The organism is Dyella thiooxydans (assembly GCF_001641285.1).
GTDB classification, from domain to species: Bacteria; Pseudomonadota; Gammaproteobacteria; order Xanthomonadales; family Rhodanobacteraceae; genus Dyella_A; species Dyella_A thiooxydans.
Window position 1 is genome coordinate 3,527,614 of record NZ_CP014841.1, and the last position, 12,911, is coordinate 3,540,524.

The window sequence follows — 12,911 nt, forward strand, 5'->3', positions numbered from 1 at the left end:
CTCAGAACCGCGCGACCACGCCGCTGAAGTCGACGTCCTTGGCGACGTAGACGTAGATGACGGTGCCCTGGTTGATGGTCACGGTCGGCGGGCGGTTCGCCGCTTCGCGCACGGCCTGGTTGGCCAGGTTCTGCACGGTGCGGGCGGTATTGCTTTCGAACGGCTCCTGGGTGACGTAGCCGTTGCTGATGGTGGTGGTGGTCGGGCCGTGCTTGGCGGCCTCGTACTTGAACGCATCGCTGAGCATGCTGATCAGCAGGGCTGCGCCGATGCGGCTGCCCCAGTGCGCGTCGTACTGGCCGGGCAGGCCGGCGCCGCCCAGGTTGTCGATGCCAGGGCTCTTCATGTTCACGTCGATGCCGGTCGGGGTGATGATGCGGTCCCACACCACTTCGACGCGTCGCTGGCTCTGGTTCTTCTGGTACGAGCCCAGGATCTTCGAGCCCTTCGGCAAAAGCAGCGTGTGCCCGTTGAACGAGTACACCGGCTCGGTCACCAGGCAGGTGCTGTAGCCGGAGATGTCGGAGATGATCCGCGTCTCCAGCACGCAGCGGATATAGGTGCCGCGCTGCATCAGCGTATCCGGCTTGGTCAGCGGCTGGGCGCTGGTGATCTCCGAATCGGCACTGCCCGGCAGGCCGTTGCCCGCAGAAGGAAGCGCTGCCGGAATCGTCGGCGGCGCGGCCTCGCCAGCCTCGGCGGCGGCAATGCGGCGCTGGACCAGGCTGGGTTCCTGCGGCGCATGTGCGGCGGGCGTCCGCGGCAACGCGGGTGCGCGCGGCGGCGGCATCAGGGGAATCGGCTGGGCTGCCGCCACGGGCGCGGGCGCCGGCCGGGGCAGCTGCGGCAGCGCCACCGCCGCGGGAGCTTCGGCGACGGTGACTTTTTCCTCGCGCATCTTGGGCCGCTCGCGCGGGGTCATCGCGCTCTGGATCATCCAGTAGGCGACCATCAGCAACAGCAGCACGACGGCGGCCAGCAGGAACAGCGCGCGGCGATTCATGCGCCGCAGTTCCGCGGTACGCAGTTGCGGGGCGCCGGCGTCCAGATCCGGTTCCTCGATGCGCTGCTGGTAGTGGCTGGCGTAGGGGTTGCCGGCTACCGGATCGTGCCGCGGGTCCGTCGGTGCTTCGTGCCCGTGCTCGTCGCCGGGCTCATGGGGTGTTTGGGCGCTCACTTCTTCACGTTCCTTCGCAGGCCCACGACGTAGTCGCCGTGCCGGATCACCAGGTAGGCGTAGGTGCCGTGGACGATGATCGTGTTGCCTTCCACGGTGGTGTTCACGAGCGAGTCCTCGCCGTGCTCTGTCTCGCGCATGAAGACCGCCGGGAAGTCACCGGTCGGGAATGCCTTCATGTCGCTCATGCGGATGTAGGTGAAGCGGCCATCGTCGTAGACGTTGACCGGCACCAGCCAGGGCGCCTTCTTCGCGGTGCGTGTGGCGTAGTCGTAGTCGAAGTTGTAGCTGCGCCCCGGCACCAGTGCGGCACTCTGCGCGGACGCGTTCTCCTGCTGCTTCTTGGCTGCCGCGAAGCTGGTGTCGTCCGGGTACTTGAAGGTGATCTTGTACTGCACGCCGGCACGGCGCGCCTGGTCCAGCGTCTTCCAGTCGGTGGCCACCACCTTCAGCTCGAAGATGTACGAGTGCGTCGCCGTGCGGACCATCATGTTGGTGTCCACGTCGACGTTCTTTGGCTTGAGGTAGAAGACGTTGTCGCGTCGGGTCAGCTCCCAGCCGCTGCTGAAGCCGGTGCTGTAGTCGAGGATCTTCTCGCTCGGGCTCAGTTCGATCTGGGTGGTGATACCCAGTCCGGTACGCACGGGGTAGATGCGGTCTGGCTGGTAGTCGTAGGTCTGCAGCGCCTGGGCCATGGCCAGGGGCATGACCAGCAGCAGGACGAGGCCCAGGGCGACGAGTCGTAGTAGGGACGGGCGGCGGCGCATTACGGCGTCGCTCCCGTAGCAGGTGTTGCCGTGGAGCCGGCCTGGGCCGGGCCGGGCGCCGGCCCGCTCGCCGAGGGTGCGGCGGCGGATGGCGCGGCAGGCTCGACCACAGTGGGCGCCGGGGCGGCGGCCACCTCCGGCGGCGGCGCCGAGGCGTAGTCGTTATCGACGCGGTAGCTGGTGACCCAGAAGCCGAGCGGGTTCTCGATGCGGCTCTGGTCGTCCATCTCCAGGTTCGGCTTGTAGGTGAACTCCAGCGTCGCGATCTTGTTGTCCATCGGATGCGTCGCGCCGGTGGCCTTGTCGTACAGGCTGCGCTGGAAGCGCACGGTGGCACCGCGTGGCGGGCGGCCCGGACCGGCGTCGAGCAGGACGATGCTGAGCAGGCGGATACGGATCGCGCGGTCCTTGCCGTACTGCTTGTACAGGCTGTCCGGGTTCTGCGAGGAGTACTCGGCCATGTATTCGGCCTTTACCCCCGGCGAGGCCATGGTCTGCACCGTCTTCCAGTCGCCCAGGTTCAGCATGGCCAGGTCGTACGATTCACGCGCCAGCACGAAGTGGGCGACGTTGCTGCGGTTGATCGCCTCGTTCGCGGTGATGCCGTGCGGGCCGAAGTTGCCGGTCAGGTGGGCCACCGTGGCGGTGCCGGTATAGGCGTCGGCCATCACCAGGTAGGGCACCTTCTGCTTGAGCGGAAGCATGTAGAAATAGCCGGCGGCGAGGATCAGCGACATGCCGATGGCACTGAAAGCCACCATCCAGGCGCGCCGTTCGCTGCGCCGCGCAATGTCGGCGATGCTCAGCTCGAAATTGACCGAGCGGGCGACGGCCTTGTCGATCGCCGGCGTGGGGGACTTCTTCATGTTCATCGCGGGGCTTCCGTGGTCGTGCGGCGGTGGCGCGGCGGCATCATGGGCGTGCTCCCGTCGCCGGCGCGGACGCTGCACCGCCGGCGGCAGCGCGGACCAGGATCCGCCGTGGCTGGCCGACGACCTGTACGCCCTGGGCGGCGTAGATCCTGCTCAGCTCCTCGGTGGCCTGCGCCAGGTCCGCCGTGTGGATGTCCGACACCGGTCGATACAGGGTGACGTCGTAGCCCAGTTCGTAATCCAGCGTGCGACCGGTGTCCTTCGCCCAGCGCTCGAGCATCGTGCGCAGCGTTTCATCCAGCGGGGCGGCGAAGAAGGTGTACGGCTGCTCCAGCGGAATCTCGGTGGGCCGGGCCTGGAACCGGTTGACCGGTTTCCACGAGCCACGGAAGTCGCGCGCCGGCTGGGTGCCACACCCGGCCAGGGCGAGCGCAGCGAGGACCAGCAGTCCAGCGAGCGCATGCCGCTTGCCGCGGGCTCGCCGTGAGGCGCTGGCCGCGACGCGCGGCTCGGCGCGCGTGTGCGTTGCGATGGAAGAGAGTGTGGGCCCCGCGTGGGGCTCGATGTTCAAGCGCATCCTGCGTTCCTGCCTGGCGTGCCGGGGTGTCCGGCCGTGTCAAAACGATCCGTGTGTCCCGAGGGTTGCGATCGACGGACAAGACTCGTCCGCGTCGCAGGCTGGTGCGACGGCAGACGGATATCGGGGAAACGGTGGCTGCGTGCCACCGGGACGTGCTGCCCGTTCCATGGCGATCCTTGGCTCTTGCTCGCGGGAGTTGCTTCCTGCGACGTGCTCCTTGCTCATCGGTGCCGGATGCGCATCGCCTGTTCGCGGCGATTCGGAGTACGCCCTCTGTGGATGGCTCGACCATCCGCGGCAAAGTTTTGCCAAAAGCGGCGTGCCCTGCCAATAGGAAAATCCTGCTTGAAAAATTCCCGGGCGTGCGCTGAACCCACTTCCATTCGATCGTTTGATCGATCGGTCGCAGGCCGTGGGCGGAAGCACCGACATCTGCTTGTCACGTGCGGCGCAGCGCTTGTGCGACAAGGGCTGGCAGGTGGCGCAGGGCATCCGGAAAAGCGCGTGGTGGCGCGAGCCACGGCCCGCTTTCGCACGTTTTGTTGCAGCGCTGATTTGTGCGTCCCGTCACGTCTTCGACGGCCCCGTGGATGTCCGGAACGACGCGGGGCGGATTCTCGATTTTGCGATCGGTCTCACATCTGACGTGTCGGTCGAGCGGCCGTTCGGGCGCAAAAAACGAGGCATCGACTGATTCGGTGTCAGCTTCTTCCTACACGCGGACGCGTCACACGGTGAGCTCGGGAATCGTCACCTTCGGCAGCAGCCGCGAGGTGAAGTGTTTGTCCTGGTAGTAGCGGATCTTGTCGCACTTCACCGGGTGCGGGATGCCCTCGTAGAAGAAGACTTCCTTGCCCGTGCCCATCGCCTTGAGTTCCTGCGGCAGCATCAGCGCCCGCCGTTCCTCGGTGTGGCTGCGCGAGACGTCGGCACGGGTGCGGCCGCGGGTGACGTTCTGCTTGCGCACCGTGGTGTAGCCGAGCATCTCCGAATAGTCGTTGGCGTCCTGCTGCTCGCGCGGCGCGTAGACGATCTGCAGCGCGTGGTTCGTGATCATCGTGCGCGAGATGTCCTTGCCGTAGGTCGCGTCCAGCTGGGCCATGCTCTGGATGATCGGCAGCAGACGGATGTTGTATCCGGCCATGTACGACACCGCCGAAGCGATGATCTCGACCCGGCCGATCGAGGTGAACTCGTCCATCAGCAGCAGGCACTGGTGCTTCAGCGCCGGATTGTTCTGCGGCAGCTCGCGGGTGTTGAGGTTGATCAGCTGGCTGAAGAACAGGTTCACGATCAGCCGGCTCTCGGCCAGCTTGTTCGGCTGGATGCCGATGTAGATGGTCATCCTCTTCTTGCGTACGTCGGTGAGCAGGAAGTCGTCGGCGCTGGTGGCCGCATCGAGTACCGGATTGATCCACGCGTTGAGCGGCTCCTTGAAGGTGCCCAGGATCGAGGCGAAGGTCTCCGCCGCCTGCGACAGCAGGTTGGCGAAGGCGGACTTCGCGTTGGCGCCGAGGAACGGCTGCTGCGCGAGCTGCTGGTAGAACGCCTTCAGCTCGGTGCCGTCGCCTGAGGACAACCGGTAGATCTCGCCGAGCGTGGGCTTCGTGCGCAGCGAGGCCGGCACGCCGCGCCGTTCGGTGTCGTCCCAGGCCTCGAACAGGAACAGCGCGAAGGCCATGAACGCGTTGCGTGCCTGGCTGACCCAGAATTTCTGGTCATCGGCACCGTCCGGGTAGAGCATCGCGGCAATGCTCATCAGGTCCGAAACGCGAAACGCCGGGTCCTTGGAGACGTAGCTGAGCGGATTCCAGCGGTGCGTGCGGCGGTCCTCCGCGAACGGGTTGAGCAGGAACACCTCCTGCCCCTGCGCGGCGCGCCAGCCGCTGGTGAGTTCGTAGTTCTCCTGCTTGATGTCCAGCACCACCACCGACTCGCGGTACTCCAGCAGGTTGGGGATGACCACACCCACGCCCTTGCCCGAACGGGTGGGCGCGGCGAGGATCACGAACTGCTGGCCGCTGAGACGCACCAGCCGGCCGTGGAACTTGCCGACCAGGATGCCGTCATCGGCCGGCTTGAACAGCCCGTGGCTGGACAGCTCGCCGCCCTTGGCGAAGCGTGCGTCGCCGTGCAGGGAGGGCCGCTTCGACCGCAACAGGAAATAGAGCGCGACCAGCCAGAGCAGCAGTGGCAACCCGAACCCGAGCCAGCCGGCTGCTTGGATGCGACCGGCATAGGGCTGCACCTGCGGCAGGTGCAGGGCCCGTACGTAGGTGAAGTAAGTGTTCCAGCGCAGCGACTGCGTGCCCAACTCGAGAAAACGCAGCGTCAGCCAGCCCGACAATCCATCGCCCGCGGCCAGGGCGGCCACGCCGAGCGCCGCCGCCGTCCATACCTTTCCCTTGTGCATGCCATCCCGTCCTTGGTGTGGAGCCGCGATGGTAAGCCACGGAAAACGCCAAGCCGAGCCCGCTGCCCACGCGGATTCGTGTAGGCCGGGTCTGTGTCACATCTCCGGGTGGAGCGGTTTCAGGCGGCCGCGGTCTGCAGCGAGGCGAGCTTCTGCACGGCTTCCTTCGCCATCGGCTCCAGGCCCTCACCGCCGGCCTCCAGGTGGGCGATGATCTGCTTGCGCATCACCGGGTCCCAGAACTTCTTCAGGTGGTCGGCGATGCCGGCCACGCCGGCGGCGTGGTCCGGTTCGGCGGCGAAGTAGTTCGCGATGTCGTTGACCATCCGGGTGAGGGTGTCGATGTTCATCGTGGCGTGATCCTGTATCCGGACGTCAGCGGTCGGCGGTTTCGGCCGCCCTGAGCAGGTCCTGCTGCTGCTGGTCGAAGCTCTGGAAACGCTTCTGCCAGGCCGAGGGCTGGTTCACCTTGATCACCTGCACCGCGGTGACCTTGTACTCCGGGCAGTTGGTGGCCCAGTCGGAATTGTCGGTGGTGATCACGTTGGCGCCCGAACCCGGGAAGTGGAACGTGGTGTAGACCACGCCCGGCTGCATGCGGTCGGCGATCTTGGCGCGCAGCACGGTCTCGCCGCTGCGGCTGGAGATGCCGACCCAGTCGCCGTCGTTGATGCCGCGCTCCTCGGCGTCGTGCGGGTGGATCTCCAGCCGGTCCTCCTCGTGCCACATGGAGTTTTCCGTGCGGCGGGTCTGCGCGCCCACGTTGTACTGGCTGAGGATGCGGCCGGTGGTGAGGATCAGCGGGTGCTCGGCGTTGACCTTCTCACGAGTGGGCACGTACTCGGTGAGCATGAAGCGGCCCTTGCCGCGCACGAACTCGTCGACGTGCATCACCGGTGTGCCGTCCGGGTGCTCGTCGTTGCACGGCCACTGGATCGAGCCGAGCTGGTCGATCCGGGCGAAGCTGACGCCGTGGAAGGTCGGGGTGAGCGCGGCGATCTCGTCCATGATCTCGGACGGGTGGCTGTAGTTCATCGGGTAGCCCATCGCCTGCGCCAGCTTCTGGGTGATCTCCCAGTCGGCGTAGCCGGACAGCGGCTTCATCACCTTGCGCACGCGCGAGATGCGGCGCTCGGCGTTGGTGAAGGTGCCGTCCTTCTCCAGGAACGAGCTGCCCGGCAGGAACACGTGGGCGTACTTGGCCGTCTCGTTGAGGAACAGGTCCTGCACCACCACGCACTCCATCGCGCCGAGCGCGGCGGTGACGTGCTGGGTGTCCGGGTCGGACTGGGCGATGTCCTCGCCCTCGACGTACAGGCCGAGGAAGCTGCCGTCCAGCGCGGCCTCGAACATGTTGGGGATGCGCAGGCCGGGCTCGTCCAGCAGCGGCACGCCCCAGGCCTTCTCGAACAGCTGGCGGGTGGCGGTGTCGCCGACGTGGCGGTAGCCGGGGAACTCGTGCGGGAACGAGCCCATGTCGCACGAGCCCTGCACGTTGTTCTGGCCGCGCAGCGGGTTCACGCCCACGCCCTCGCGGCCGATGTTGCCGGTGGCCATGGCCAGATTGGCGATGCCCATCACCGCGGTGGAGCCCTGCGCGTGTTCGGTGACGCCCAGGCCGTAGTAGATCGCGCCGTTGCCGCCGGTGGCGTACAGCCGCGCGGCGCCGCGCACCAGCGCGGCGGGCACGCCGGTGGTCGCTTCCATCGCCTCGGGGCTGTACTTTTCCTGCGAGACGAAATCCTTCCAGCGCTGGAAGGCGTCCGGCTCGCAGCGGGCGGCGACGAAGTCGTCCTTCACCAGCCCCTCGGTGACGATCACGTGGGCCAGCGTGTTGAGCACGGCGACGTTGGTGCCGGGCTTGAGCTTGAGGTGGAAGTCCGCCTTGATGTGCGGCGAGCGCACCAGGTCGATGCGGCGCGGGTCGACCACGATCAGTTTGGCGCCCTGGCGCAGGCGCTGCTTCATCTGCGAGCCGAACACCGGGTGCGCGTCGGTAGGGTTGGCACCGATCACCAGCACCACGTCGGTGGCGCGGATCGAGTCGAAGTCCTGGGTGCCGGCCGACTCGCCCAGGGTGGACTTCAGGCCGTAGCCGGTCGGCGAGTGGCAGACGCGGGCGCAGGTGTCCACGTTGTTGTTGCCGAAGCCGGCGCGCACCAGCTTCTGCACCAGGTAGGTCTCCTCGTTGGTGCAGCGCGAGGAGGTGATGCCGCCGACGGCGTGCTTGCCGTATTTCGCCTGGATGCGCTTGAACTCGCTGGCGGTGTAGGCGAAGGCTTCCTCCCAGCTCACCACCTGCCACGGGTCGGAGATCTTCTTGCGGATCATCGGCGTGGTGATGCGGTCCGGATGGCTAGCGTAGCCGATCGCGAAGCGGCCCTTGACGCAGGAGTGGCCGTGGTTCGCCTGGCCGTCCTGGTTCGGCACCATGCGCACGATCTCCTCGCCCTTCATCTCGGCGCGGAAGCTGCAGCCCACGCCGCAGTAGGCACAGGTGGTGGTGACGCTGTGTTCGGCCTGGCCGCGCTCGATCAGGGTGTTCTCGCTGAGCGTGGCGGTGGGGCAGGCCTGCACGCAGGCGCCGCAGGAGACGCACTCGGAGTCGAGGAAGTTCTCGTCCTGGCTGGGCGACACCTTGGAATCGAAGCCGCGGCCCTGGATGGTCAGCGCGAAGGTGCCCTGCACCTCGTCGCAGGCGCGCACGCAGCGCGAGCAGACGATGCACTTGGATGGATCGAAGGTGAAGTAAGGGGTGGAGGTGTCCTTGGCCACGAACAGCGGGTTGGCCGAGCCGTCGGACTGCTTGGCGTAGACGTGGTTGGCGCCGTCGTAGCCGTAGCGCACCTCGCGCAGGCCGACCACGCCGGCCATGTCCTGCAGCTCGCAGTGGCCGTTGGCCGGGCAGGTGAGGCAGTCCAGCGGATGGTCGGAGATGTACAGCTCCATCACGCCGCGGCGGATCTCGGCCAGCTTCGGCGTCTGCGTGGCGACCTTCATGCCTTCGGTTACCGGCGTGGTGCACGAGGCCGGATAGCCTTTGCGGCCCTCGATCTCCACCAGGCACAGCCGGCACGAACCGAACGCGTCGAGCATCTCGGTGGCGCACAGCTTGGGGATGGCGATGCCGGCCAGCGAGGCCGCGCGCATCACCGAGGTGCCTTCCGGCACCGCGATCGAACGGCCGTCGATCTCCAGCGAGACGGTCTTCGTGGACGCGGCGGCCGGGGTGCCGCGGTCGATTTCGACGATGGAAAGCATGGGGGAACCTCCAGCGCGCGGTGCCGTCAGGCGGTGCGCGCGAAATCTTCGGGGTAGTGGTCCAGCGCGCTGAGCACGGGGAACGGCGCCATGCCGCCCAGTGCGCAGAGGGAACCGTGCAGCATGGTCTGGCAGAGATCGCGCAGCAGGGCCTCGTTGCGGTCGCGCTCGACGTTGGCGCGCATGCGGTCGATCACTTCCACGCCGCGGGTCGAGCCGATCCGGCACGGGGTGCACTTGCCGCAGGACTCGATCGCGCAGAACTCCATCGCGTAGCGGGCCATGGCTGCCATGTCGACGCTGTCGTCGAAGGCGACCAGACCGCCGTGGCCGATCATCCCGCCGATCGCGGCGAACGCCTCGTAGTCCATCGGCGTGTCGTAGCGCGACGGCGGGATGTAGGCGCCGAGCGGGCCGCCGAGCTGCACCGTCTTCATCGGCTTGCCGGTGGCGGTGCCGCCGCCGAAGTCCTTGACCAGCTCCTTCAGCGTCACGCCGAAGGCCTTCTCGACCAGGCCGGGATGCTTGAGATTGCCAGCCAGCTGGAACGGCAGCGTGCCGCGCGAGCGGCCCATGCCGAAGTCGCGGTAGTGCGCCGCGCCCTGGTCCAGGATGCCGGGCACCGAGCACAGCGTGACCACGTTGTTGATCACCGTGGGCTTGCCGAACAGGCCCTCGATCGCCGGCAACGGCGGCTTGAAGCGGACCATGCCGCGCTTGCCTTCCAGCGATTCGAGCAGCGAGGTCTCCTCGCCGCAGATGTAGGCGCTGGCGGCCATGCGCACTTCCAGCTGGAAGGCCTTGCCGCTGCCGCGCAGGTCGGCGCCCAGGTAGCCTTCGGCCTCGGCGCTGGCGATCGCGGCGTTCAGCGCGTCGCGCGCGTGCGGGTATTCGCAGCGCAGGTAGATGTAGCCCTGGGTGGCGCCCACCGCGAGGCCGGCGATGGTCATGCCCTCGACCAGTACGAACGGGTCGCCTTCCATCAGCATGCGGTCGGCGAAGGTGCCCGAGTCGCCCTCGTCGGCGTTGCAGACGATGTACTTCTGGTCGGCGCCGGCGTCGTGGCAGGTCTTCCACTTGATGCCGGTGGGGAACGCCGCGCCGCCGCGGCCGCGCAGGCCGGAGTCGGTGACCGCCTGAACGATGTCTGCCGGCTTCATTGCCAGCGCGTTGTCGAGCCCGCGGTAACCGCCGTGGGCGCGGTAGTCGTCCAGGCTGCGCGGATCGACGATGCCGACGCGGGCGAAGGTCAACCGCTCCTGCTTCGCCAGGTAGGGAATCTGCTCGGTCGGGCCCAGCGCCAGCGCGTGCTTGCCGCCATGCAGGAAGTCGGCATCGAACAGCGACGCGACATCGTCGGCCTGCACCGGTCCGAAGGCCACGCGGCCCTCGGGCGTCGCGACCTCGACCATCGGCTCCAGCCAGTACAGGCCGCGCGAGCCGTTGCGCACCAGTGTGACATCGATGCCGCGACGCGCGGCCTCGGCGGCGATCGCCGAAGCGGTCGCCTCCGCGCCCAGCGAGAGGGCGCTGGCGTCGCGGGGAACGTAGACGGTGAAACTCATGAAGCCTCCCGGGCGGCCTTCAGCCAGGCGTCAAAGCGTTCCGGCGTCACCCGTCCGTGCAGTTCCTCGTCGACCATCACGGCCGGCGAGCAGGCACAGTTACCCAGGCAGTAGACCGGTTCGAGTGTAAACAGCCCGTCATCGGTGGTTTCGTGGAAGTCCACGCCCAGTCTCTGCTTGACGTGGCTCTCCAGCGCTGCCGCACCCATCGCCTGGCAGGACTCGGCGCGGCACAGGTACACGATCCGCTTGCCGGACGGCCGGGTGCGGAAGAAGTGGTAGAAGCTCACTACCCCGTGCACGTCGGCGCGGGACAGGTTGAGTTCGCGCGCGATCAGCGCGATGGCCCCCTCGGGCACGTAACCCAGCGCTTCCTGCACGCCGTGCAGGATCGGCAGCAGGGCGCCCGGCTGATCCTTCAGCCGGGCGGTGACCTCGAGCACCGCGGCGTGGCTCTCCGGGGAGAGCCATTTGCTGCTTTCCTGCGGGTCGGAGCCCGCGCGTGCCGCGTGTTTCATGACGTCGAACCTTTCTCAGAACAGGGCGGCTGCCTTCGCCAGGGCGATGTACAGACCGATGAGGAACGGTACACCCACCGCCGCCCAGGCGAGGATGCCGGTGACCCCGAACGCACCGCGGGCCGCGGTGGCCGCGTCGCCGCCGATGCCGCTGGCCTCGTGTTGCAGCGAGCGTTCGCGGGCGAGCTCCTCGGGAGTCATGACCACCGATTCCTTCACCGGTTTCACCAGCAGGTTGCAGATCAGGCCGACGAACAGCAGCGCGGCCATGATGTACAGCGTGCGGTCGTACACCAGGTTCTTGGCCACGCCCGCGTCCAGCTGGGCCTGGCGGATGCTGGCGATGATCACCGGACCGACGATGCCCGCCGCCGACCAGGCGGTGAGCAACCGGCCGTGGATGGCCCCCACCATCTGCGTGCCGAACAGGTCGGCCAGGTAGGCCGGCACCGTGGCGAAGCCGCCGCCGTACATGCTCAGGATGACGCAGATCGAGATCACGAACAGGCCGGGCAGGCCGAGGTGCCCCCAGGTCGGCAGCAGGCAGTACACGACAATGCCGAGCACGAAGAACGTGTAGTAGGTGTTCTTGCGACCGATCTTGTCCGACAGCGAGGCCCAGAACAGGCGGCCGAGGCTGTTGAACAGGCTGATCAGGCCGACCAGGCCCGCCGCCGCGGCCACGATCGCGGCCTTCTGCGCCGCCGTGAGGTCGGCGGCTGCCTCGGTGAGGCCGGCCAGCTTGCCGCCGAACACATCCTGCAGCATCGGGCTGGCCATCGAGATCACCGCGATGCCGGCGGTCACGTTGAGGAACAGCACACCCCAGACCAGCCAGAACTGCGGGGTCTTCCACGCCTTGTTCAGGTGCACGTGGTGCTGGGTGATCATGGACTTGGCTTCGATCGCCTTCGGCGTCCAGCCTTCGGGCTTCCAGCCGGTCGGGGCGATGCGGAAGCCGAACGCGCCAGCTGCCATCACGATCACGTACAACACGCCCATCGCCATCAGCGTGGACGCCACGCCCTGGCCGCCGCTCGCCGAGAAGTGCTTCATCAGCGCCACTGCGATCGGTGCGCCGATCATCGCGCCGCCGCCGTAGCCCATGATCGCGAAGCCGGTGGCCAGGCCGCGCCGGTCCGGGAACCACTTGATAAGGGTCGACACCGGAGTGATGTAGCCCAGGCCCTGGCCGACGCCTCCCAGCACGCCGCACCCCAGATAGACCAGCCACAGCTGGTGCATCGACACGCCGATGCCGCCCAGTACCAGGCCGCCGCCCCAGCACAGTGCGGCGATGAAGCCGGCCTTGCGCGGGCCCGCGTGCTCCAGCCAGCCGCCCCAGATGAAAGCGGAAATGCCGAGCATGGCGATGAAGGTTTCGAAGATGTGGTTGACCTGGGGCACCGTCCAGTTGCACGTGGTGGTGGTCAAGGCAGCCATGAAGCCGAGGTTGGTGCACATCGCCGGATCGGCATTGGCGACCAGTTTGGTCATCGGCAGCCAGAACACGGAGAAGCCGTAGGCCATGCCGATGCAGAGGTGGATGGCGAGCGCGGCTGGTGGGACCAGCCATCGATTGAAGCGTGGACCTGCAATGGTGCGTTCCCTAGCCAAGATTCCCCCGGAACCCCCCCGGCTCCCGGCGTTCGATGCCCCCGGCACACTGGCCATACAGTTCTCCCCTGAGGTGGTGGAAACACTTGCGGCGGTACGTCCACCCTCGCGCGGTGGATGCACACCGCTTCGATCATTGCG

Annotated in this window: 11 protein-coding genes; 1 reads left to right on the forward strand and 10 read right to left on the reverse strand. The window is 67.4% G+C overall.

Going from position 1 to position 12,911, the window contains the following annotated elements; translation table 11 throughout:
* Position 1: 1 nt before the first annotated feature.
* The 4 genes from virB10 to ATSB10_RS15860 are packed head-to-tail and all read right to left on the reverse strand — an operon-like array spanning position 2 to position 3,393.
* Positions 2-1,177 (reverse strand): type IV secretion system protein VirB10, encoded by a 1,176-nt coding sequence (virB10, locus tag ATSB10_RS15845; protein WP_063673700.1) that lies wholly within the window; start codon positions 1,175-1,177, stop codon positions 2-4.
* Positions 1,174-1,944, reverse strand: coding sequence for a TrbG/VirB9 family P-type conjugative transfer protein (locus tag ATSB10_RS15850; RefSeq protein ID WP_063673701.1), 771 nt, complete (start codon positions 1,942-1,944; stop codon positions 1,174-1,176). Before ATSB10_RS15850 ends, virB10 begins: the two co-directional genes overlap by 4 nt.
* Entirely contained in the window at positions 1,944-2,816 is an 873-nt protein-coding gene (locus tag ATSB10_RS15855) for a VirB8 family type IV secretion system protein (RefSeq protein ID WP_063673702.1), read from the reverse strand. The genes ATSB10_RS15850 and ATSB10_RS15855 overlap by 1 nt, the downstream gene beginning before the upstream one ends.
* Positions 2,817-2,856: 40 nt before the next feature.
* Positions 2,857-3,393 (reverse strand): hypothetical protein, encoded by a 537-nt coding sequence (locus ATSB10_RS15860; protein WP_335645872.1) that lies wholly within the window; start codon positions 3,391-3,393, stop codon positions 2,857-2,859.
* A 415-nt stretch (positions 3,394-3,808) separates the two neighbouring features.
* On the opposite strand from ATSB10_RS15860, the gene ATSB10_RS19470 reads away from it, so the two are divergent.
* Positions 3,809-4,090, forward strand: coding sequence for a hypothetical protein (locus ATSB10_RS19470; protein ID WP_157469313.1), 282 nt, complete (start codon positions 3,809-3,811; stop codon positions 4,088-4,090).
* Positions 4,091-4,123: 33 nt separating this feature from the next.
* On the opposite strand, the gene ATSB10_RS15865 is transcribed toward ATSB10_RS19470, so the two are convergent.
* The 6 genes from ATSB10_RS15865 to ATSB10_RS15890 all read right to left on the reverse strand — a co-directional run bounded on the left by ATSB10_RS15865 (position 4,124) and on the right by ATSB10_RS15890 (position 12,827).
* A complete protein-coding gene (locus ATSB10_RS15865; RefSeq protein ID WP_063673703.1) occupies positions 4,124-5,809 on the reverse strand; it encodes a type IV secretory system conjugative DNA transfer family protein in 1,686 nt (561 codons plus the stop codon).
* Between the two features lie 119 nt (positions 5,810-5,928).
* Positions 5,929-6,159: a formate dehydrogenase subunit delta gene (locus ATSB10_RS15870; protein ID WP_063673704.1), complete on the reverse strand. Its 231-nt coding sequence runs from the start codon at positions 6,157-6,159 to the stop codon at positions 5,929-5,931.
* Positions 6,160-6,184: 25 nt separating this feature from the next.
* Positions 6,185-9,070, reverse strand: a complete 2,886-nt coding sequence (fdhF, locus tag ATSB10_RS15875; protein WP_063673705.1) for a formate dehydrogenase subunit alpha — start codon at positions 9,068-9,070, stop codon at positions 6,185-6,187.
* Between the two features lie 26 nt (positions 9,071-9,096).
* On the reverse strand, positions 9,097-10,635 hold the full coding sequence (locus tag ATSB10_RS15880) for a formate dehydrogenase beta subunit (RefSeq protein ID WP_063673706.1): 1,539 nt from the start codon (positions 10,633-10,635) through the stop codon (positions 9,097-9,099).
* On the reverse strand, positions 10,632-11,153 hold the full coding sequence (locus tag ATSB10_RS15885; protein WP_205631067.1) for a formate dehydrogenase subunit gamma: 522 nt from the start codon (positions 11,151-11,153) through the stop codon (positions 10,632-10,634). The genes ATSB10_RS15880 and ATSB10_RS15885 overlap by 4 nt, the downstream gene beginning before the upstream one ends.
* A 15-nt stretch (positions 11,154-11,168) precedes the next feature.
* Positions 11,169-12,827 (reverse strand): OFA family MFS transporter, encoded by a 1,659-nt coding sequence (locus tag ATSB10_RS15890; RefSeq protein WP_063673707.1) that lies wholly within the window; start codon positions 12,825-12,827, stop codon positions 11,169-11,171.
* Positions 12,828-12,911 lie beyond the last annotated feature (84 nt).

Bases quoted from the DNA above. Each gene is read 5' to 3' on its own strand.
- ATSB10_RS15850 (WP_063673701.1), bottom strand. From the start codon at position 1,944: ATGCGCCGCCGCCCGTCCCTACTACGACTCGTCGCCCTGGGCCTCGTC.
- ATSB10_RS15855 (WP_063673702.1), bottom strand. From the start codon at position 2,816: ATGAACATGAAGAAGTCCCCCACGCCGGCGATCGACAAGGCCGTCGCC.
- ATSB10_RS15860 (WP_335645872.1), bottom strand. From the start codon at position 3,393: ATGCGCTTGAACATCGAGCCCCACGCGGGGCCCACACTCTCTTCCATC.
- ATSB10_RS15865 (WP_063673703.1), bottom strand. From the start codon at position 5,809: ATGCACAAGGGAAAGGTATGGACGGCGGCGGCGCTCGGCGTGGCCGCC.
- ATSB10_RS15870 (WP_063673704.1), bottom strand. From the start codon at position 6,159: ATGAACATCGACACCCTCACCCGGATGGTCAACGACATCGCGAACTAC.
- fdhF (WP_063673705.1), bottom strand. From the start codon at position 9,070: ATGCTTTCCATCGTCGAAATCGACCGCGGCACCCCGGCCGCCGCGTCC.
- ATSB10_RS15880 (WP_063673706.1), bottom strand. From the start codon at position 10,635: ATGAGTTTCACCGTCTACGTTCCCCGCGACGCCAGCGCCCTCTCGCTG.
- ATSB10_RS15885 (WP_205631067.1), bottom strand. From the start codon at position 11,153: ATGAAACACGCGGCACGCGCGGGCTCCGACCCGCAGGAAAGCAGCAAA.
- ATSB10_RS15890 (WP_063673707.1), bottom strand. From the start codon at position 12,827: ATGGCCAGTGTGCCGGGGGCATCGAACGCCGGGAGCCGGGGGGGTTCC.